This window comes from Acidithrix sp. C25 (assembly GCF_904848545.2).
Genome location: NZ_CAJHCI020000010.1, coordinates 620,742 through 642,334 on the forward strand (window position 1 = coordinate 620,742; position 21,593 = coordinate 642,334).

Annotated in this window: 15 protein-coding genes and 1 pseudogene; 4 read left to right on the top strand and 12 right to left on the bottom strand. The window is 48.8% G+C overall.

Annotation, left to right across the window (positions count from 1 at the left end):
• Nucleotides 1–170 precede the first annotated feature (170 nt).
• From ACIDITHRIX25_RS78385 to ACIDITHRIX25_RS78415, 7 genes are all read right to left on the bottom strand, one after another.
• Nucleotides 171–1,289, bottom strand: coding sequence for a galactokinase (locus ACIDITHRIX25_RS78385; RefSeq protein WP_052604175.1), 1,119 nt, complete (start codon nucleotides 1,287–1,289; stop codon nucleotides 171–173).
• Entirely contained in the window at nucleotides 1,286–2,272 is a 987-nt protein-coding gene (gene galT, locus ACIDITHRIX25_RS78390; RefSeq protein WP_052604174.1) for a galactose-1-phosphate uridylyltransferase, read from the bottom strand. Before galT ends, ACIDITHRIX25_RS78385 begins: the two co-directional genes overlap by 4 nt.
• A 282-nt stretch (nucleotides 2,273–2,554) precedes the next feature.
• Entirely contained in the window at nucleotides 2,555–3,352 is a 798-nt protein-coding gene (locus tag ACIDITHRIX25_RS78395; RefSeq protein ID WP_201733226.1) for a DeoR/GlpR family DNA-binding transcription regulator, read from the bottom strand.
• A 97-nt stretch (nucleotides 3,353–3,449) separates the two neighbouring features.
• Nucleotides 3,450–5,471: a beta-galactosidase gene (locus ACIDITHRIX25_RS78400; RefSeq protein WP_201733227.1), complete on the bottom strand. Its 2,022-nt coding sequence runs from the start codon at nucleotides 5,469–5,471 to the stop codon at nucleotides 3,450–3,452.
• Nucleotides 5,468–6,346 carry a carbohydrate ABC transporter permease gene (locus ACIDITHRIX25_RS78405; RefSeq protein WP_052604170.1) on the bottom strand — a complete coding sequence of 293 codons (879 nt, stop codon included), beginning with the start codon at nucleotides 6,344–6,346 and terminating at the stop codon, nucleotides 5,468–5,470. Before ACIDITHRIX25_RS78405 ends, ACIDITHRIX25_RS78400 begins: the two co-directional genes overlap by 4 nt.
• The gene (locus ACIDITHRIX25_RS78410) at nucleotides 6,343–7,311 is read right to left on the bottom strand and encodes a carbohydrate ABC transporter permease (RefSeq protein ID WP_200891156.1); all 969 of its coding nucleotides are present in this window, start codon (nucleotides 7,309–7,311) and stop codon (nucleotides 6,343–6,345) included. The genes ACIDITHRIX25_RS78405 and ACIDITHRIX25_RS78410 overlap by 4 nt, the downstream gene beginning before the upstream one ends.
• A gap of 120 nt (nucleotides 7,312–7,431) precedes the next feature.
• The gene (locus ACIDITHRIX25_RS78415; RefSeq protein ID WP_201733228.1) at nucleotides 7,432–8,781 is read right to left on the bottom strand and encodes an ABC transporter substrate-binding protein; all 1,350 of its coding nucleotides are present in this window, start codon (nucleotides 8,779–8,781) and stop codon (nucleotides 7,432–7,434) included.
• A gap of 479 nt (nucleotides 8,782–9,260) precedes the next feature.
• On the opposite strand from ACIDITHRIX25_RS78415, the gene ACIDITHRIX25_RS78420 reads away from it, so the two are divergent.
• The 4 genes from ACIDITHRIX25_RS78420 to ACIDITHRIX25_RS78435 all read left to right on the top strand — a co-directional run bounded on the left by ACIDITHRIX25_RS78420 (nucleotide 9,261) and on the right by ACIDITHRIX25_RS78435 (nucleotide 14,943).
• Nucleotides 9,261–10,643 carry a glycoside hydrolase family 36 protein gene (locus ACIDITHRIX25_RS78420; protein WP_201733229.1) on the top strand — a complete coding sequence of 461 codons (1,383 nt, stop codon included), beginning with the start codon at nucleotides 9,261–9,263 and terminating at the stop codon, nucleotides 10,641–10,643.
• A gap of 118 nt (nucleotides 10,644–10,761) precedes the next feature.
• Entirely contained in the window at nucleotides 10,762–11,694 is a 933-nt protein-coding gene (locus tag ACIDITHRIX25_RS78425) for an aldose 1-epimerase family protein (RefSeq protein WP_082058392.1), read from the top strand.
• A gap of 370 nt (nucleotides 11,695–12,064) precedes the next feature.
• A complete protein-coding gene (galE, locus tag ACIDITHRIX25_RS78430) occupies nucleotides 12,065–13,018 on the top strand; it encodes a UDP-glucose 4-epimerase GalE (RefSeq protein WP_201733230.1) in 954 nt (317 codons plus the stop codon).
• A gap of 746 nt (nucleotides 13,019–13,764) precedes the next feature.
• A complete protein-coding gene (locus ACIDITHRIX25_RS78435) occupies nucleotides 13,765–14,943 on the top strand; it encodes an ABC transporter ATP-binding protein (protein ID WP_052604163.1) in 1,179 nt (392 codons plus the stop codon).
• Between the two features lie 276 nt (nucleotides 14,944–15,219).
• Here the strand turns inward: ACIDITHRIX25_RS78435 and ACIDITHRIX25_RS78440 are convergent.
• The 5 genes and pseudogenes from ACIDITHRIX25_RS78440 to ACIDITHRIX25_RS78460 all read right to left on the bottom strand — a co-directional run.
• Nucleotides 15,220–15,915: pseudogene (locus ACIDITHRIX25_RS78440) on the bottom strand (acyl-CoA dehydrogenase family protein); the annotation flags it as partial.
• A 99-nt stretch (nucleotides 15,916–16,014) separates the two neighbouring features.
• Nucleotides 16,015–16,137 carry a hypothetical protein gene (locus ACIDITHRIX25_RS78445; RefSeq protein ID WP_283770429.1) on the bottom strand — a complete coding sequence of 41 codons (123 nt, stop codon included), beginning with the start codon at nucleotides 16,135–16,137 and terminating at the stop codon, nucleotides 16,015–16,017.
• An 88-nt stretch (nucleotides 16,138–16,225) separates the two neighbouring features.
• The gene (locus ACIDITHRIX25_RS78450) at nucleotides 16,226–17,263 is read right to left on the bottom strand and encodes a hypothetical protein (protein ID WP_201733232.1); all 1,038 of its coding nucleotides are present in this window, start codon (nucleotides 17,261–17,263) and stop codon (nucleotides 16,226–16,228) included.
• Between the two features lie 173 nt (nucleotides 17,264–17,436).
• Nucleotides 17,437–18,759, bottom strand: a complete 1,323-nt coding sequence (locus ACIDITHRIX25_RS78455; RefSeq protein ID WP_201733233.1) for an AlbA family DNA-binding domain-containing protein — start codon at nucleotides 18,757–18,759, stop codon at nucleotides 17,437–17,439.
• Between the two features lie 68 nt (nucleotides 18,760–18,827).
• Entirely contained in the window at nucleotides 18,828–21,593 is a 2,766-nt protein-coding gene (locus tag ACIDITHRIX25_RS78460) for a GIY-YIG nuclease family protein (RefSeq protein ID WP_201733234.1), read from the bottom strand.

Below are 21,593 nucleotides of genomic sequence, written 5' to 3' on the forward strand. Positions count from 1 at the left end.
CTACAAGTGATCTATGTGTTAGAAAAACTTGAGTATATTGGGGCAGAAGAAAGCAAAATCTAGCTGCTCCGAGGGCCTAGAACCTGACCTATAAAAGCAAGGTCAACCCATAGGTTGAACTCAATCGATCTCAGCCAAAGTGAGATCTCAACACTCCTATATTTGGACTCTCAAGCGACCCTTTGGAGTGTCCCAGTAGTTGAGACGATCAACACCTTTGGTTCAACCAGCGACATCGCATTAAATTTAACCTCTAGCGATCTAGAAAGTGCCTCCCAATCACCTCCTAAAACTAGCACAGAACCTCCAAAGCCGCCGCCGACCATCCTTGCGCCACTGGCACCAAAATGTAAGGCCTCGTCCACGATTAAGTCCAACTCCTTACAGGAGACCTCAAAGTCATCACGCAGAGAGGCGTGAGAGGCCGTCAAATAGATACCGACGTCAAGGCCCTTTCGAAGAGAATCCACCACCCTTGAAACACGACTATTTTCATTAAGAACATGACGCGTCCGTCTATAGTGCAGATCATCCAATTTATCGTAGGCATCACTTAGCGAAGCTAAACTCAAGCTAGCCACTCCAAGGCGTTGGGCTGCTTCTTCGCATTCGCGACGACGAAGTCCATATCCTCCAGCGCTAATAGAGTGTTTGACCCTTGAATCAAAAATGGCCACTTCGCCAAAGGGTAACCCCACGTCCAAGGTCGATTTATCCGAAAAATCAATGCGGAGAGCATGATTCGCTTTACTTTGAACTATTGCCATTTGGTCCAAGTACCCCACAGGGGATCCACCGTAGTGACTTTCAGCAAAGTGGATGACCTCGACTAACTCTGACTTGCTAAGTTCAAATCCAAAAGACTCCATCAATGCCAGACCAACGCCCGCTAAAAGAGCGGCACTCGAAGAAAGGCCAGCTCCCATGGGTAGGTCGGAGACAACTCCTACGTCGCAACCACCCAAGGGCAAACCTCTAGCGATTAAGGTCTGAAAGACACCAAGGGGATATCTCACCCAACCACCTAGAGCGGGGGACTTTAGTAGATCTTCAATAGAGATCTCAAAAATTCCATTCTGATCATTTGAAAGCAACCTGATTTGGCCGTCTACCCGTCGGGAAATCCCAACCATAACATATCGATCGATCGCAAACGGAAGCGAAAGTCCCCCGTTGTAATCGGTGTGCTCGCCAATCAAATTCACACGACCAGGCGAACGGATAATCACCTCAGCTGAACGATTGAAATTTTCGTCGAAGAGTTTACCCAATACGGATGTGAGGTTCACTTAATCAAAGCTCCCGCTTTACGAATCCGCTCCGCCGCCATCTCTGGAACAACATCGGTAATAAATGCACCACCAGCCAACTCTGAGCCAGCTAGATACTTCAACTTGTCGGAACTTCGATGAGGGGGCGCGAATTCCACGTGAAAGTGAGATATCGGATCCCAATCCTGAGCCGAGTCGGTGGGCCGCTGATGAAATGCCATTATATAAGGAAGCGAAAAACCAAAGAGACAATCATAGCTCTTAGCAACCACGGAAAGGATATCTGCAAAATCAGCTCTTTCATCCATTGTTAGATCAACTAGGCTTGGACGATGCAACTTAGGCGCCACATGTACCTCGTATGGAAATCGGGCCCAGAAAGGAACCCAAGCTAGCCAGGATCCGTTGGAATAGATAACTCTATCTCCGCCCTCCAACTCAGCTGCAATAACGTCGCATTCGACACACCTACCCGTATCTTGTAAGTACTGTGCTGCGGCTTCTAGCTCCCTCTGGGCGCGTGGTGGAACGTTAGGATATCCATATATCTGTCCGTGTGGATGTGACAAGGTTGTGCCAACCACTTCACCCTTATTCTCAAAGGGCATCACATAGGAGACCTCCGCCTCCTCTCCCAATATCTTCCATCGGTCTATCCACACCTCGACCAGCATTCGCAGACGACTCAAAGGTAGATCCGCGAACGTCAAGGAATGGTCATCGGAATAAACAATTACCTCACACCTGCCTGAAGCCGGAAGAACTCGATAAAAGGAGCTATCAGCAACATCAGGAACCGGCGCATCTATCGAATAGGCCGGAAAGCGATTATCGAAGGTAACTATCTCAAAATGCTCGCTTGGAATCTCAGTGGGTGCCGACTCGTCCTTGGTGGGACAAAGGGGGCAGAAGTCATCTTTTGGCTTGTAGGTCCGATTCTGACGGTGAGTTGCAAAAGTTACCCACTCGCCTGAAGTCGGATCATATCTTCGTTCGGTCATTACGCGATCTCAACTTTTACTTGTCTATAAAAAGTGATCCTCCGCGCATCCGCCATAGCATCGACATGTCGCAGTAAAATACTCGTACCATCACTAGTGTGCACTCTCACAACAACCTCATCGCCATAATCAAAGGCGTCAGTTGCATTAGTCGGATTCTTAGTCATCATCACTCCCGTCAAAATATCTCATCAAATTCATTTAAAGACCATCCGAACTCGGCTACCACACTCAATTCACTCAACTAGTGCCGATCTTAGAAAACTAGGATCACCTAGCTTTCTATACATACCCAACTCCATCGAGGCCATGGACAACGGGGGCGATAATTAATTCACCAACCGTATCGCTCAGGCTACGACGGCCCTCTTGACATATACCGTCGTCAGTAACTAGTATGTCAGCAGCCGAAAACGGAGCTATCCGGGTCATACCGATTGTCCTCCATTTAGTATGATCAGCAAGCACAACTACCCGACGAGCGCTACGGAGAAGGGTTCGATTGGTTTGAGCCTCAGCCAAATTAGGTGTTGTAAAACCAGCATCCGGGTCCATCCCGTGAACCCCTAGAAACAACACATCCACATACAGAGATTCAATAGCCAGATCCGCTACCAAGCCAACCAGCGCTCCCGAAGGAGTCGGTATTCCACCTGTGAGTATCAGCGGGAGAGAAGGGTGTTTCGCATGGAGCTCTACCCCTAGGCTCAAAGAATTCGTAACGACTGTTACTTGAGGCACCAATGGAAGTAGTCTCGCTAACGCCCAAGTAGTAGTTCCACCAGAAATCGCGACTGAGGATCCGGGCGCTACCAACTTGACCGCCTCACCCGCTATGGCCATCTTCTCGTCGGCGCATTGAGAGATCTTTGCCTCGAAACCGGGCTCCTCGGCACTCTTGCCCACAGCAATAGCACCGCCGTGCACCTTGGTCAGGACACCCGACTCCTGAAGCACTTCAAGATCACGTCGAACGGTCATCTCCGAAACATCCAAGAGACCTGCCAACTCAACAACTCTAACCGAACCACGATTTCGCAACTCTTCGAAGATGCGCGACCGGCGCTGACTTGCTATCACCCTGAAACTACCCTCCCTCGTATGTCCGAAAAAATTAGATTTACCATTCATCGTTATACCAGCAAAACTCAATCCTGCTCAGGGTAGATCAAAATCTCTATTCCCTAATTAACCGATAGAGAACATAAACGTCGTATTGCTCAAGGCTGAGCTCACCGCTAACTTCGCATTTGGTAAGCACGTCAATCCAGTCTCCCTCCAGCGAAAGATTCGTCTTCAACCCATGGTTAATGATAAAGACGAGATTGCCTCGATTTATAATCTCTACATCTTCGCTAGTTGGCCTAATGGCTATTTCTTCATGACCACTTAGGGCATCTGTCAAAACCAATCCCCATGTATCTGGATCCAAGGAAGTCGACACATAGTATGCCTTCCCTGAACCAAATGCATTCTTTGTAATTGCCGGCATGCCCTCAAGTCGACCACTTCCAAAGCTGACTAGCACCTCGGCGCCAACAAGATTAATCGAATCGCTCCATTGCTGACCACTTCCGCCATGCAATTGAAGAAACTCGCCCTTTAGGCTCACCGATTCACCGATAGCCAAGGGCGAAAATTCCTCAATCTCTATACCTAGAAGCTCTCGCCACAATCCGGGGTAGCCTCCCAAATAAACATGGTCATTCTCATCTACGATTCCAGAAAAGTATGTAACAACGCCTACTCCGCCATTTTGAACATACTCGACGAAAGCGCAGCTAGCGTCCTCTTTGACCAAATACAAATTAGCAGCCACAACGACCTTGTACCTTGAGAGATCAGAGCCTGGGTGAACAAAATCGACTACCCGACCGGCCCGAGCGAACGATCTATAAAGGTCCAAAATCCCAAGTGGGTAAGACAACTTCGTACTCGGATGCGAATCGAGTTCTATCGCCCACCAATTATCCCAGTCAAATAAAATAGCAACATCGACAAGAGTTTGAGATGATCCAAGGCTGCCAAGCGCCTTTAAATCATTTCCGAGGCGAACGGTCTCACGCCATACACGGGAATTGCGACCCGAATGCGGAACCATCGCACTATGAAATTTCTCAGCACCCGCCTTAGCAGCTCTCCACTGAAAATACATAACTCCATTGGCCCCACGAGCTATAGATGACATACTCAAAGCTCGATTTTGTCCAGGAGCCTTTGGTGCATTGATCTCACGCCAGTTCACCGCGCTAGGAGCTTGCTCCATAAGAATCCACGGACGCCCTTGACCTACCGATCTAGTCAAATCACCAACGGCGCCCGAGATTAAAGAACTCGTTGGACTAGCTGGATCAGGATAATTGTCAACAGCACAGAAATCTAGAGCCTCTGCCCATTTGAACTGGTCTACCCCTTTGAAGAATCCCATGAAGTTCGTTGTAACGGGGATCTGCGGTGTAACCTCACGCAAAATAGCGCGCTCCTCCAAGAGGCAATCCAAGAGAGAGTCCGAACTAAATCGCGCGTAGTCCAACTGCTGGGTAGGGTTTGAAAAGGTAGGAGCAATCCTTGGAGGGGTTACTTGGTTCCAATCGGTATAGATCTGGCTCCAAAAAGTCGTGCCCCATGCGAAATTCAGACCAGCGATATCGACATATCGCTTCACAAGCCACTCTCTAAAGGCTACCTCACAGACATCGCAGTAGCATGAGGTCACATGACAACCGTATTCGTTGTTGATATGCCACATCTCTAGCGCACTATGGCTGCCATACCTTTGCGCTAGCGCATGGACCAACTCCGCCGCCGCATCACGGTATGGTCTAGAATTGGGACAATACGACTGACGCGAACCAAAACTCAAAGTCCGCCCAGAAAAATCCCTTGGAAGGATTTCAGGGTGTGCATGAACTAACCATGGCGGCGGGGACGCTGTAGCAGTCGCCAAATCCACCATAATTCCATTTGAACTTAAGAGTTCAAAGATCTCATCCATCCACCCAAAATCGAACTTCCCAGGAGCACTCTGAAGGCGCGACCAGGAGAATACCCCTAAAGTTACCAGATTTACTGCGGCCTCGACCATCATCTCGACGTCTTGTTGCCAAACATCTCGCGACCACTGCTCTGGATTGTAATCGCCACCAAAGTAGAGGGGACGTCCCAAGGGAAGAGAAAGCCTCTCGCTATAGACCGTCAAAGCTTCACACTCCCCGCAGTAAGCCCAGATCGCCAAAAGCGCTGCAGTGATAGAAATGCTATTACCAGGGGGATCACCGAGATCAACGAACCCAAAACCACATAGCTTATCAACTGAGGAGCCTGGCCGTATTGGTTGTCCCAGCTATAGAGCCCCAATGTTACTGGGTATAGCTTCTGATTGGAGAGCATCACAAGTGGCAAAAAGAAGTTATTCCAAATAGCAACAAATTGAAAGAGAAAGATCGTTACAAGCGCAGGCGACATAATTCGAAATGCAATAGTTCGAAAGATCTTAAATTCGCTCGCTCCATCTATTCTTCCGGCTTCAATAAGTTCATTAGGGATAGCTGCTCCGGCATAGACTCTTGCCAAAAATACTCCAAATGGAGAGACAAAGGCTGGAATCAAGACGGACCAGTAAGTATTGGTCAGATGCACCTTCGCGAGCAAGAGATACAGCGGCAAAGCCAATGCGGTACCTGGCACCAACACTCCACCCAAAATTATGGAAAAGATCAGCTCTTTACCTTTAAAGTTGTATTTAGAGAGGCCATACCCGGCAAGCGCAGAGATCAGCGTTGCGACCGCCGCACCGATTCCAGCATATAAAACGGTATTAATTATCCATTGTAGATAGATCCCACCATTGTAACTAAACAGACCGCTCAAGTTGGAGAACAGCTTGAAGCCACTAATCCAAAGACCTTGCGAGGCATATAGCTGAGTAGGCCCCTTGGTCGATGAAATTACCAGCCAATAAGCGGGAAGCAAAAAGTAGGTAGCCATCACAAACATAAAGGCCATTGCCAAAATTGAACTCTTGCGAAAAGGCGCCCTCTGGCGCTCAGGTGCAATTGGTGGAGCGATACTCATACTTCAACCTCACTTAGAGCTCGACGCTGAACCAATTTCAAAAATCCAAACGAGAGGATGAATGTTCCGACCGCCAAAACTACAGCAGCTGCGGCCGCGAAATTTGGATTATTCTCGACGAAGGCTTTTGTATAAGCCAGAAGGTTTGGAGTAAATGAAGAACTAATGTTAGTCGTAACAGACCTTAGAACCTGAGGCTCACTAAAGAGCTGAAGGGTTCCAATGATTGAAAATACTGCGGTAAGAACCAGGGAAGAGACGACCAGCGGAATCTTTATCCTAAAGGCCACCTGGATTTCGCTCGCCCCATCTATGCGCGCAGCCTCATATAAGCTCTGAGGAATCGCTTGAAGACCGGCATAGATAATGAGCATATTGTAACCGGTATACTCCCAAGTTACGATATTTGCTATCGACCACAAGACAGAGTGAATTCCAAGAAAATTGATCGACCCAAAGCCAACACCTTTCAATATTGAAACAATTGGGCTCAATCCAGGTAGGTAAAGAAAAGACCAAAGAATTGCCGCTATTACTCCAGGAATTCCGTATGGCAAGAAAAAGACCAGCCGAAAGAACCTCTTTAGATAGACAGATGCCGAATCTAACAGCAGTGCCAAGGTCGTGGCCAAGATGAGCATTATGGGAACCTGTACGATCCCAAACTCTAAAACGCGTCCAACCCCGGAGATAAAGGAGGCGTTTGCAAGAACTTTTGCGTAGTTGGCTAATCCGGCGAATTGAGTAGTTGTGGAATTGGGACCTATCCCAAGGCCCGAAACCTTTATTTGCAGCAAGCTCTCATAGATTGCATACCCAATTGGCAGCAGAAAGAAGATAGCAAATAGAAGTAAAAAGGGACTCATAAATGCCAGAGGGGCCCCCATCTTCGAAGATTTATCTTTTATGCGACGTCGCTGAGGGACATCTGCTTGTCCCTTTGGCGGAGCAGAACTTAAAACCACCCTAGAGCTAACTCCTTAACTTGTCCAAAGGCTACCAAAGTTTCCACAGATTAGGTTGTGGGTGGTTCACAGCGCCTAAAAGTGAACTACCACAACCTAATCCGATCCTTTTGGTACTTCCTAACCGGTGATAACCGAGAAGCCTTGCTGCTTCATGGATGTTACTGTAGATGCCTGAGCAGATGAGACCGCAGATCCGATAGTACCGGTTCCAGTCGTCGCCTTAGCAAAGGCATCATTCAACTGAGTAAAGGTCGTGCTCATCAATGGTCCCCAGAGGAAGTTGGTGTTTACGATAGCAGATCCAGCCTTGAATACTTTCCAGATATTTTGACCACCATAGAATGCAACGGGCGAATTATCAGCAGGCAGGGACTGTCCAGCGATATCAGCTGGATAAAGGCCACCCGTTGTGATCATATTGTTAAGACTTCCGCTGTTTGTATTTAGCCACTCAGCGAACTGTGCCGCTTGTGCTGGATACTTTGTTCCCTTGAAGACCGCGGTAGTTGAGCCACCCCAGTTACCGTTGCTAGGAGTGGAGGTCCAGTTTGGCATTGGAGCAACTCGCCAATCTCCTGAAGTCGTTGAAGCGTTGGTGGCGATGGTATTTTGACCCCATACTGCAGTTGGCCAAGTCAAAATTGTGCCATCTGACAAGTCCTTATACCAGCCAGTTGCAAAGTCCGGCTCAACTTTGACAAGATGATCCGCAACCATAGTCTGCCACAATTTCGCCACTTGTAGAGTTGCCGGGTCTGCCATATTTACAACCCATGAATTACTCTTAGTGGAAAACCACTTCGCGCCCGCTTGCCACGCAAGTGCCGAGAACCATGCTGAATCCGATGCCGGGAAGGCCGCGATATAGGCATTTGGATTGGCGGCGTGAAGCTTCTGAGCATCAGCGAGATATTGAGCCCATGTAGTTGGAACCGTCAAACCGTATTTCGTAAAGAGATCTGCACGATAGAAAAGGCCCATAGGCCCGGTATCTTGAGGAATAGCATAGACCGCAGACCCCTGGCTCACCTGATTCCAGGTCCATGGCACAAACTTGCTCTTGTAAGATGTTGCACCATAGTTTGCAAGATTTACCAAGCCACCTACGTGCTCAAAGTTAGGAATAACTGGATATTCAACCTGACCAAGATCTGGTGCAGTACCAGCTTGCAAGGCACTAAACATCTTGGCATAAGTTCCCGCTGCGCCTGAAGTAACTTCGTCTAGTTTGACTTGAATATTTGGATGCGACGTGTTCCAAAGATTTACCGACGTTTGAAGGCCAGGTACCCAAGACCAAAAGGTCAGGTGAACTACGCCCGCTTGGGTCGTCGCTGGAGCCGCAGTGGTGGAACTGCTAGCCGTCGTCGAGCCACAAGCTGCCGCCAATGTAGCCACAGAGAGCGAAAGGGCTACTCCTTTTCCGCTCTTAGTAAGGAATCGCTTGATTGAGCTCTTGTAGCTCATGGTGTTGTCCCCCTTGTATTTTTCCCGTTACCCAAACATTGTTTCGAGCAACGGACCCCACGGAAGCTCTTGCTTCCAAACAAAAACTAACATATCCGAAACATCAATGCAACATCAAGTTAACAAAAAATCTCATTTATCGCAAAATTATTGCCATTGAGCAGCAAAAAATTTAAAATATTTTCTTATCGCTGCCTAAAAGATCTCAAGAAACCAACGCAAATAGCGATATATCCCCACGCCCCCCTAGTCAATAGTCGCCATAGAATCGAGATACCCCACAATAGAAATACATATGTAGTCTTTTTTCGATATTTTTTATTGTAAAATGCCTGATGTTCATTCTAACAATCAGCTGATACACAGCAAAAGTTGACCAGCGTGTAAGATTCTTAAAATCTAACAAAAACTACCATGATAAGTGGTGCAACTGTTATATTTCACTAAGCGACCAAGCAGCACAGGGAGTTCTAGATAACATGGTTTCTTTGCACTTTGACGAGATTGCCGAGATCGAGATCGACCCCGATCGTGCCTTAGTCTACGAACTCGGTTGGCAATCCTGGAGTCCATCGGGGTCATATTCTTTCAAGTCAACATCACCGCGACCGCTCAAAAAAATATGGCAAGCGATGGCATATCGCCCTGAATTCGTTGACCCCTTAAATTGCTTTCAAAGCGACGGGGTGCTTATCGTCAACCCAGGAGATGGAAGGCCGATCGTTAGCTTCGGCGTGGCAGACATACAGGGTCAAATCCCCCACATCTTAGCAACGCCCAAAGGTAATAAACACCTGGTCATTTCATCCAATCTACCAATTGAGGCTCGAAGTTGGCCAAGCGCCGTAACGATCGAAGATGCCCTTAGTGGGTGGGCTGAATTGATTCTTTCAAAGATGGAACTCCAACTGCTAAAGGCAATTGCACCTGCATGGTGTTCATGGTATTGCTACTGGTTCAACGTCACACAAAACGACATCGTCGGAGCGCTAGGCGACATCACCAGGGCACAACTACCCATAACCACAATTCAAATCGACGATGGGTGGCAAGAAGCAATAGGTGACTGGACCATATCAAAACGCTTTGGCGATCTAAAAAGCACTATAGCCACGATCAAGGAGGCCGGCAAAGAATCCGGCATTTGGCTCGCGCCATTTTTGGTCGGGGCCAACTCCCAGTTGGCCGAAAAAAACCCGAGTTGGATTCTAGGGGGCGCTGATGCAGGCTTCAACTGGAACCAGCCGCTATTAGCCCTCGATACGACTGCAAACGGCGCGATGGACTACCTTCTAGAGACCTTCACGATGTTAAAGGAGTTAGGTGTCACCTACTTTAAACTTGACTTCCTCTATGCCGGCGCTATGGAAGGTAACCGCAATCGAGATATCCCTAGTGAAGTTGCATATCGTCAAGCAATGGCTTCCATAAGGGAATGTGTCGGTGATGAAGCCACCATAGTCGGTTGTGGCGCACCAATACTCTCGAGCGTCGGGTTGGTAGACGCCATGAGGATCTCGCCCGATATCTCTCCGCTATGGGACCCACCCGAACAAGACCTAAGCCAACCCGGATCTCGCGCGGCGATTCTCAACAGCCGGGCTCGCCGAGCACTACATGGTAGATTCTGGGTAAACGACCCGGACTGCCTTCTTTTGCGGCCCTCAATCGAAAATCGAGAATTGATAGCTGATGCCGTCGCCTCCACCAACGGATTACGCACCTTTTCTGACCCAATATCGTCATTGGACGAATGGGCTATCGCCAAGGTGCGCGAGTTGATTACTCCAGCAGAGACGGCTCCAGCGGTTCCATCTCCTCGAGTTGCTTCAGTTCAATATATTTCACAACAAGTCCAATAAGCACCAATATTTCGCCCCAGCACTTCACATGCGAGAATTGAATCTTTGAAATAGCTTTGAGACTAACAAATTATGCTAATTGAGTGCGATCGCCCTGGCTAAAAAGACAAGGAACACCATGACTAAAATGCGTCCACCATCAGGCAATCAAGCCACGATATCATTCGGTGATCAAAAGGTCACAACCACTTCGGTCGGAGGTGGCCTTAGAAGATATACAAAAGATGAGACTGAGGTAGTCGAGGGCTTCGAAGAAAACTCGATAGCAGACAGTACACGAGGCCAAACCATGATCCCATGGCCAAATCGGATCCGTGGGGCGCGCTATCATTGGGCCGGCAAAGCCTACCAGCTCGACTTGAGTGAGGCACGAAATAACAATGCGATCCACGGCCTCACCCGTTGGCAAAACTTCGAATTAGTTCGTTCAACCCAAGAATCGGTTACATACGAGTTATTCCTGCCTCCAACGACATCGTGGCCATTCATGCTGCTATGTCAAATCAGATACGACATAGGAGAAGCTGGACTTAGAGTAGAAACGACAATCAAAAATATAGGCGACACCCCGGCGCCACTAGCCACCGGAGCACATCCATATATATCATTATTTGGTGAAAAAATCGACCAATTGAAGCTACAAAGCCCTGCACACTCCTACTTTGAAAAGGACGATCAGGCGATCCCAATCGCAAAGAAAGAGGTGGAAGATACCATCTATGACTTCAGGAAAAATAAAAAGATCGCATCGGTGGCCTTGGACCACACCTTTAGCGATATTGATCGCGACAAAGATGGGTTAGCAAGGATTACTCTTTCAAACGATACTGACTCCAAGACAACACTTTGGATGGACGAGTCCTACCAATATCTGCAACTCTACAGTGGCGACACCCTGCCTGATGCAAAGAGACGCCGCCACTCAATAGCGATTGAACCAATGAGCGCACCACCGGATGCCTTTAACTCCGGCGTAGATTTGATAAAACTTGAACCAGAAGAGACCAAGAGTTTCACATGGGGCATTGAACCCAATCTCATAAAGAGCTGAGCCTAAAAGGAGTTCTTCGTTACTTATGAGTAAACGTCCGAAATGCCTCGGGCCAAAGATTCAAACCAGCCTCATGACAGTCGACAAGCACCAGCTCCTAATTGAGCTCCCAAGATCAATCAAGAGCTGGTGCTTAGCTGTTTCGGCTTGCCTATTGAGGAGCGGAAATCTACTATCCAACCTTTCAAAAACTCCTAAGATAAGCGTTGCTGGCTAGCATTGCCCACGCGAAGATATCCTTAGCGCCCAAGTGCCAGTCTCAAGCACCAGTAACACCCATAATTCAACCTCTAGATCAATAAATTATGGGCGTCGAAACAATTCCAATTGGCACATCGGGCCAAGCTAATTCAAAACGAGGTACTAAAAGATGAAAATTCTGGTTACTGGCGGAGCCGGTTATATCGGAAGCGTAATGGCTCGCTACTTCCTTGACCAAGGTGACACTGTCACTGTCTTAGACAACCTATCACGTGGTTATTTAGATGCAGTGCCTCAAGGTGCTATCTTTGTACAGGGTGAAATATCCGATTTGCCTAAATATTTTACCGAAACCAACCAATTCGACGCCGTAGTTCACATGGCTGCTCACTCTAGGGTTGAAGAGTCGGTCTCTAATCCCGAACTCTATTGGCACAACAATGTGATCGGAACAATCAAGTTACTAGATGGAATGCGAAAATTAGAGATTCCAAAATTAGTCTTTGCATCCACAGCTGCGGTATATGGCAGGGCAGGCCAGAGCCCAATCACCGAGGATACCCCTCCCAATCCGCTCAACACCTACGGTATGACAAAACTTACTATGGACATGGCTATCGCCTCCGAGGCCCAAGCTCACGGATTAAATGCAGCTAGCTTGCGTTTCTTTAATGTAACTGGTGCTTATCGTGGTGCCGGTGAGAGGCATAACCCAGAGACCCACCTGATACCAACGGCCCTTAAATCAATAGTCGAAGGAAGGGTTATCAAAATCTTTGGGTCGGACTATCCAACCCCAGACGGCACCTGCATTAGGGACTACATTCACGTCGTCGACTTGGCACTTGCCGCCAAACTGGCACTAGAGAAGATGAAAAGCTCGAACCATAACATCTTCAACCTAGGCAATGGTGATGGATTCTCCAATCTCGAGGTCATCGATGCAATAAAAAATGTGACAGGAAAGACTCCAAAGGTTGAGTTTGCACCTCGTCGCCAGGGCGATGCACCGAGCCTTGTCGCCTCAAGCAAAAAAATAAGACAAGAGCTCGGATGGGTTCCCACTAAGCCCGACCTAGAGGAGATGATCTTAGATCTTTGGAACTTCGAAAACCGTCACTAAAAGAGTATTGCCGATGGCAAAATAAACGATTTTGATTCCATTTTCGCCTTACCTTAATTTTCGACCCAAGAGGCGAATGCAACTTCGAAAAAATCACCCAGGCACGCAATTGAAGCTCCCTTTGATCTAACCCTATTGCGCTGTTCGTGAACCCGCCGAAAGTTGGCCGCTCAACTTCGAAGAGGACCTTCGAAGGGCATTTGACTTGAATAGCCCAGCTTTAACTAGCGATTCAAACGCCATGAAACAATGTCGCCAGCTTATGGTCTATCTTCTCGCCTCAATCATTCTGGCCAATCTCCTAAAAAAGGCTGATCTTGGCCAGAATGACTCCCCTAGGAGAAAATCGCACGATTCGGAAATCAACTCTTTCGGGAGGTATTTTTGACTCGGAGTGGGGTTGCTATGCCTTATTTAGCATTAAGTGCGGAGCTTTAAATCCAAAACAGCTAAAGATCTACTTTTGCAATTGTCTCCTAGAGCTTTGTAACACTAGACACTCGACCATCTCGACCACATTAACGTATCAACTTTAAGAGATTGTTCTTGGGGGCTTTCAGTCGCCTTGAAGATGAGCCACCCATATAACGTAAAAAATTTCCAAAACTTCGCCCATGCACGCTCAAAATGTGATAAATTTAAAGGATGAGATGGCTGGATCCATATTTTCCACGCAGCCCTACTTCATTTCAAGCGCCTTAAACCTATGTAAAGATATCTAACCATGCACATGGAAGGGGAAGGCCTTGGCCAACGTAACTCTCGATCGGCTCTCAAAAACGTACGCAAACGGATATGTTGCCGTCCGCGAGCTCAATCTCGAGGTGTCTGATGGTGAATTTCTAATTCTTGTTGGACCCTCTGGCTGCGGTAAGACCACAGCACTACGAATGGTCGCAGGACTTGAGACGATAACTTCGGGCGAATTAAGGGTAGGTGGCAAGCGAGTCAACGAAACATCACCCAAAGAGCGCAACATTGCGATGGTCTTTCAGAACTACGCGCTATATCCCCATATGACCGTAGCCGAAAACATCGGCTTTGCGCTCAAACTTCAAAAGCTCTCCAAGGACCAGATAGAGGCGAAAGTCAAAGAAGCAGCCGCCAAGTTGAGTCTGACAGAGTATCTAGATCGAAAGCCCGCTCAACTCTCAGGGGGTCAACGCCAAAGAGTTGCAATGGGACGAGCCCTTGTCAGAGATCCTGCAGTCTTCCTAATGGATGAGCCCCTATCGAATCTGGATGCAAAATTGCGGGTTCAGATGAGAGCAGAGGTCTCTAGAATACAACGTGCCCTTGGTACTGCTACTATCTATGTAACCCACGACCAGGTGGAAGCAATGACAATGGGCGACAGGGTTGCTGTTATGAACGGCGGCATCCTCCAGCAGATTGATACGCCTTCTGCCCTATACAACTCTCCAAAAAACTTATTTGTAGCTGCTTTTATCGGCTCACCATCCATGAACCTCTACCACGCAACTATCGCAGGAGACCTAACAAACCTGACGATTGGATCACAGAAGCTAGCACTTTCTCCTGGCCTTTTGAAGAAACATTCCACGTTGACGGAGTACCGCGATCGTAAAGTAATAGTTGGAATCCGCCCGGAGGATCTCGCGCTGAATTCGAGTAGTCAAGAAGCAACCAACCGCCTTCGGGTCAAAGTTGACATATCTGAAGTTCTCGGCTCGGAGATACTCGCCCACTTTCAGATAGAGGCGACATCCGTCAAGGTGGAGGGCGAGACCCCAGAAGAAGATAAATTAGATGAAATTCAACTCGACAACCCGGGCAATAAATACGCTCGAGGAGTCGCTCGGCTTTCACCCGACTTGGACGTTACTGCGGGAAGCTATATCGACCTTACCGTCAATATAGAAAAACTCCACTTCTTTGACCCAGATTCAGGGGATGCAATCTAGCCGCATGGCCACTTGGTGTTGGAAATGTCAATTCCAACTCCAAGTGGCCATAGGCCGGCCACGACATAGGCCGGCCACGAAAAAATATCTCGATCAACACCAAGTTACAGCATCAATCATTTAGATTGCCATAGATCTCCCTTGATATCCGCATTTTGCACCCAACTGCGTTAAAATGCGAAAAAATGCTGTTGCCCATGAATTGCAACCTAATTCTTGCTCGCGACTTAAAGGGCATTTTTGAACATGGGTGAGTAATGCCATGGCGAACCAGTCTCAAAGTCCGAGATCTTTAGCAATGATCTCTTTCATAATCTCAGAAGTACCGCCGTAGATTGTCTGAACTCGGGCATCTACATATGCTCGGGCTACTGGAAATTCACGCATATAACCATATCCACCAAACAACTGAACCGCTCGATCGACGACTCGCAGTTGCATCTCAGTAGTCCAAAGCTTCACCTTGGCTGCTCTACCTGGGGACAGCGCGCCCCTCAAATGGCTAAATAAACAATCTTCAACATAGGTCCTACCAACGTCAATATCAGTGGCAAGCTCAGCTAACGTAAACTTCGAACTCTGAAAGCTGCCTATGGCTTGTCCAAATGCAAAACGTTCCTTGGTATAAGCGAGCGTCAAATCAAAAACGCCTTCGGCTGCTCCCACGGCTCCAAGGGCGAGAGAAAGCCGCTCTTGTGGCAGATTCCGCACCAAATAATAAAATCCCCTATTGACCTCTCCGAGTAAATTCTTAGCGGGCACTCGTGCATCCACAAAAGAGAGCTCGCTGGTATCTTGGGAATGAAGTCCTATCTTGTCCAAATTCCTACCGCGAAAAAAACCCGGCGTGGCTGATTCAACGACCAAAAGCGAAAGCCCTCTATGTGGATCCGGCGACGTACGTACAGCCACGACTATCAAATCAGCATTTTGACCATTGGAGATAAAGGTCTTTGCACCATTTAGGATAAAGGGGTAAGCGGATTATCGTGTGGAAATCTTTGCATCTCTCATTTATACATTTACACTTGCGAGTGTGGAATGAGAGGACAAACATAGATTCAAGCACTTTTAGGCTCCAAGGATGAAGCCGTCAATATTTGCTCGTCGGTCTACCTCCGCCGAACCATCACGACCAGAGAAATGGTACTGGTTCGAATGAAACGAGCCGAGCTTGGCAGTTGTCGTGACCATTCATACCCCTCATTTCGACCTTTCAGTCAATTCCCCGACACCATGAAAAGCTATTTGTGCAGTCATGTTCCAGCTTGCTGACTTCTTGCTACATGAGGGTTGCGACGACATGAGACAAGTGCCCGTTTAGCTCTTTTATCTGTTGAGTGGTAACGGGGTCGTCGTACCGCACTTGACGATGATCGTAAATATCAAAGGGGACGTCGGTGTTATCGTCGCGTCTTCGTATCACCACTGAATGCTTTTTTAGTCCTTCGGCGAAGCCGAGTTCCCATATAACGTTGGCGTTTACACCAGTGATATCGACTATCAGAAAGTCAGCAAGCTGAAGTTCTTTGACGAGCTGCTCAGTGATTCTGCCAGGTGAATGGACTTCGTCGAGACGGACTAGATCGATAGGCAGGCCTGCCTGACGAATACTTTCGCGGACCATCTCATGTGTAGCATTCGACCACGGCTGAGTAAACGGCATTGCTAGAAAGACCCTTAGGTTTCTGGCGGTCTGGAGATTTATGTCCTTCTTGTCGACTTCAGCACACCATCCCTCGATGACCGATAGTTGACGATCAACGTAGGTTTGATAGGTCGTTGCCCCTTGGAAGTTCATCACAAAGTTCTCAGATACACCCATTGACCAAGTGTTCTCAGACCAACTGAATCCACTAAAAGGGGTTGGATAATCTGACGAGACGAATCGTGGAACTAACCCCAAGGCATGAGGATCAAGATTCCATCTAATGGCTACCTCTTGGTCAGTTATTGCTAGCGGGAACTCTCTGGCGGAATCCTTGTACGCTTCCACGGCAGCCACGGATGAGACTACAAGGGCGTCAAGGAGCAATTGGGCTTGAGGAACACCGAGAGTCAGCAAATGCCGCGCGTTGATGATGAGTGACTGAGGGGCGGAGGATTCAAAATTCGCCTGACCAGGGATGCTGGGCTTGCCTCTAGCAATGTCGACAACGGAAGGAGTTGCCTTGCCGGCAATATCGCGTTCGCGCCGAAGGTCTCTAATGTTCGGCCACTCACCAGTCTGGTAGAAACGTAGAAAGGTAGCCCGAAGAACTTCGGCATTCTCTCTCGCCCATTCTTCATCAGCTTCACGCCAATTTTTAAAAGATCCCATTTGGGGCTCACCTTCTCTCGTTCTATGATCTGCATGTTTCATACAAATATTACTTCTAGAGGGTATGTGGATTAGCGTCCCTTGTTTCGCAGTACGACAGTCTTGTAGATTTCTGTCTTGGATTAAGAGCAAGCGTTCCGTCAGCACTTATGGGTCTTATCCCCATGAATCCCTCAAGGTTGTATTAGACCAGTCTGAGCCGGTCGGCTCGCCAAGACAATATTTCGAAGCTGGTCTGGTGCTGCAGCAAAAGTGGTGGCACCACGACGCACGTAGTACTCCCGTTTGGCAGGTCGGGTAGTCCTTATGCAATAGGGTGATGAAGATCCGTGTCCGACTTCAATGGATATCACCTTCGAACTGAGCGTCTCTCCCGATCCGTCCGAGTGAATGATCTCTACCGTGCGAACGTCGAAGTCCGGGAGAGGCTCCACTATATCTTTGATCCAATTGGTAATGGCGTCGACCGCATCTCGTGTCTGTTGTTCGTCGGGGACTCCTTTGATGTTTCCATCGTCTTTCACTCCGAGCAGGATGGTTCCCCCGAGTCCGTTAGCGAAAGCCGCTACTGTCTTACATACGCCATAGCGTTCTTTACCAGGCTGACTAGGTACGTCCTCCTTGAACTCAATAGTCGATCCCTCCCCTTGACTTATGAGTGACTGGATTTCGTCCTGTTCTTCGACGATCTTTTCGACGCCTGAGTCAGGCCCAAGGGCGTAAGGCCAATTGAGGAACTTGTAGTCCAGCCACTCGCCATCGCGTCGGAGTACAAGCCAAGAGCCTGAAGGTAGTCCAGTGTCCGGGATGTCGAAGCGAAACGTCTGAAATGGATGTTCGGATAAAGAGTGCTCTTCGCCGGGTATCGGTGATGCCAATTCGATCACTGAGTTCGCAAGAGCATCACCCTCAACCACCACATCAATAGTGGTGGGCGACCAAACGACGTTCGTGATACGTCCCGACCTATCGTGGCGGCGTAAGGAAATATCGCTTCGGTTAAATTGACGACCTGGCATTAGGTCAATCCCAAGAAACGCTGCGATGGCCGCGTGATAACTCTGGAACGAGGGACTGTCTCTCCCTATAAGTAAGCCCGAACCAGGTTGGGCATGAGAAGTCACCGACAAATTGTACTCTACGGTGGGCCACGAAAATTTCCCGAGACCCCAGTCGCTAAGACTTGGGTGGCGAGTCCAATTCGCTGTGTCCCCAATCGCCGGGAAATATACCGTCTGCTCGCCTAAAGCAATTGCCCCATCTTCGATAAACTGCCGTAGCTCGCTACCATGGAGAAGCCGGTCGAAAAAAGATAGATCTTCGTACGTCCAAGTACGCTCGTCTTGCCGATCGAGCTCAGCACCAAATTCGCCGTCCAGCAAGATGAGTGAGTTTTTCCCATCTTGATGAGCTACCCCAAAGCGGAGTCGAACGTCCCCGCTATCTTCCACCTTCTGGAGAAGGTCTGACTTGGATACGTTTCCACGTTCAGCCACGGCACTCTGCGCCTTCCCGAGTAGGAGTTACCACCGTGAGGTCACACTTCCAAGATCTGGCTAGCTTATCAGTCAAGCAGGCTCGAAACCTCGGCTAGCGAGCTCCCGTCGTAGTCGTCCGCTCTCCAAAATGTCCAACCATCGAGGTCTAACCTTCCCGTCGCCGCCGCAGCAGCGTCATTTGGTGATTCATATCGGATTCCCCCGACCCATAGACCAAAATCGTCGCCAACGGCGGCTTCAACGATGCCAGAGTCGGTTGTCCCCACCAGTCGTGCACCCGGAGCGATAAGTCCCGTCTCTACGAGACGCGCAAAGCGCTGATCTCGACGAAGAGTCCATCCTCCTAAAGTCTCAGGAGCTAGGACATTTTCTCCGTAACGAAGACTCGGCTCTTCAAAGGTACGGAATTTCCATACTGCATCATTCATCTTCGAGTCACTGAATACTCGAAGATCCACCAGCTCTGCAAAATCTGAGAGTGTGAGTCCAGTCACTTTCTCAAAAAGTTCCGGTTCAATTTGACGGATGATATCTTGAACAGTCCGCTCACGAGCATCGGTCAGGTACATAAAAGCTGGAATACGCGTCAAGAACCGTTGAAGACGCTTCTTGATATTGTCACGTTTCTTCGTTGCCTCTTTCTTTGCTACTTTCTCCTCACCATCTAGCGGCTCTTTTGCGAGGGATTTCTGCCGGAGCTCCTTGTTTGTGGCGATCATTGCCTCAAGATCAGCTTTGAGATTAATCTCCCTGAACAACTCCATCTGTTCGAGTGAAGCGAGAAGATCTGGATTACCAAGCAGCGCCTCCATAGCACGGGCATCCAACTCAATGAGCTCTGGGGAGTTCCATCGACGCGCAAGCATGCTTGCACTAATCCCGTGGGTGAGGTAATCGATCACATCCGCTGCGTTCAGCTGGCGCATGGAGTGTCCGTCATATGCCAACACCGGAAGGAATGCCATGAACTCATCCACGGCTTTTTGGTCATCTCGAACCGACGGATCGTCTGCCCTCAAACGAGTGGCGTAGTCCACTACCTGCTGTAATGCACGGTTAGGAGCGAAGTCGAACACGAAGCATTGCTCTTTGAGTACGATTTCGTCCTCACCGCCAGCCACTGTGTCAACAAATCTGGACACCCAGGGAGATTGCACTCGAAAGGCTGCCTGAAAGTATGATTCTGGGCTTTTGAGTTCTCGCAACATGAAGATCCCAGTCCATGGAGGCACGGTCACGCCGGTCATCAATTTCCCACACGTCAACGTGATGGTCTTAGTATCTTGTGGTACTGGTCCAATTGCTCGCAGAACGGGGGGAAGTGCTTCCTCACCAAGACCGGCACTATTGCCTGCTGCTACAACCGTTCGATACTGGCGAAAGAACGTGTTGTGAGTAGCCCCCAAGAGGTTTGCCATGGCTGTACAAGCGTCAACGGACGGTAGGTACCACACCGTGTGCTGGAGGGCCTGCAAGAGATTTCCATCCTCATAGGGCAGTGGAGGGCGTTGTCGAGTGGATGATGCAGACCAGTAATCCGTAATGTTTTGTCCGATCAATAACGAAAGCCACTTCTGCACTTCGTCTTCATGAATGAACTTCGGAGGTCTGCCAGTTTCTTTGGTTGTTCTGAAGAATTCGGTGAAGGAAAACATTGACTGGTTGTTTAGGGCTATATCTCGAAGCTTGTCAGGCATTTCATAGGTTAGAAGGGCCATACGGGGTAACGCAACATATGGATTAGATGGAGGCTCCACCCAATCTTGCTTCGCTCGTTGCTCGTCACTGTACGTCCAGTTGAAGACTTGATCTTCTAGGAACTCCCCTTGAGTCAACGCTCTAAACGGTGTCCCAGACAGATAAAGGTAGTGATCGACCTGAACGTCTAATTCCTCTTCAACGTTGGTGCTGAAGTCTTCGTCTAGGTCTGGATTATCCAGCGCTTTCTGCTCCGAGACGTCTCCGCCTTCGTCACCATCTTTGAGATAGAGGGACCGTGCCGCCTCCCTCCAAGCGCCGAAGTGATACTCATCAATAATTATTGCGTCCCACCGCTCGTGGTAGAGAACCTCGTTTTTGGCTTTGGTCTTGCCGTCTGCATTCTTGCCGAGCACATCTTGGAATGATGCAAACCACACGAGCGGGCTTGGGTTGGAGAGATCCGGTCGCACATCGTCCTTACCGCTGAAGCGCCATCCTTGGAAGTCTCGATGACCGAGTAAGTCTTCTCGCCAGTTCTTCTCTACCGCTGGCTTGTAGGTCAACACCAGGACTCTTGTCCACCCCAGGTGTTTGGCTAGCTGATACGCAGTAAATGTTTTGCCGAAGCGCATTTTTGCATTCCACAGGAAATGTGGGGGATTGACCGTATCCCTATGACCTTTGAAGTAAGTAGCTGTCTGCAATACGGCCTCTTCTTGTTCCGGTCGCATAGGGAATGTTGCTAAGGGTCGAAGATTGCTTAGTGGAGTCGCTGATCTGACAGATTGGACCGCAGCGCGCACCTCATCAGTTGTACATTCGAACCACTCTCCTGACACCCTGTGAACACCTGCATTAACAAGAGCACGGTGCACGCTATGGTCCCGGAAGGCGTCTCCATGATCGTCCATTGCTGACTCAGTCAACAGCACCGTGAATTCGACTTCCACCGGCATCTGGACGCCTTGGAGTTGTTGGCGAATACGGACGTTGGCATCTTGATCGGTATAGCCAACCTTCAGGAGGCCCTTGCCCTGTCTGGCTCCCTGCCAAACTATATCGGCATACTGCGGAATGGTGTAGGCGTAGATCTTTGGCTGACGGACGCTTTCTGCGAGAGAGACGGGCAT

Coding starts and splice junctions, on each gene's coding strand:
- ACIDITHRIX25_RS78420 (WP_201733229.1), top strand. CDS start 9,261: ATGGTTTCTTTGCACTTTGACGAGATTGCCGAGATCGAGATCGACCCC.
- galT (WP_052604174.1), bottom strand. CDS start 2,272: ATGACCGAACGAAGATATGATCCGACTTCAGGCGAGTGGGTAACTTTT.
- ACIDITHRIX25_RS78450 (WP_201733232.1), bottom strand. CDS start 17,263: ATGGGATCTTTTAAAAATTGGCGTGAAGCTGATGAAGAATGGGCGAGA.
- ACIDITHRIX25_RS78460 (WP_201733234.1), bottom strand. CDS start 21,593: ATGCCCGTCTCTCTCGCAGAAAGCGTCCGTCAGCCAAAGATCTACGCC.
- ACIDITHRIX25_RS78405 (WP_052604170.1), bottom strand. CDS start 6,346: ATGAGTATCGCTCCACCAATTGCACCTGAGCGCCAGAGGGCGCCTTTT.
- galE (WP_201733230.1), top strand. CDS start 12,065: ATGAAAATTCTGGTTACTGGCGGAGCCGGTTATATCGGAAGCGTAATG.
- ACIDITHRIX25_RS78415 (WP_201733228.1), bottom strand. CDS start 8,781: ATGAGCTACAAGAGCTCAATCAAGCGATTCCTTACTAAGAGCGGAAAA.
- ACIDITHRIX25_RS78445 (WP_283770429.1), bottom strand. CDS start 16,137: ATGGTCACGACAACTGCCAAGCTCGGCTCGTTTCATTCGAACCAGTAC.
- ACIDITHRIX25_RS78425 (WP_082058392.1), top strand. CDS start 10,762: ATGACTAAAATGCGTCCACCATCAGGCAATCAAGCCACGATATCATTC.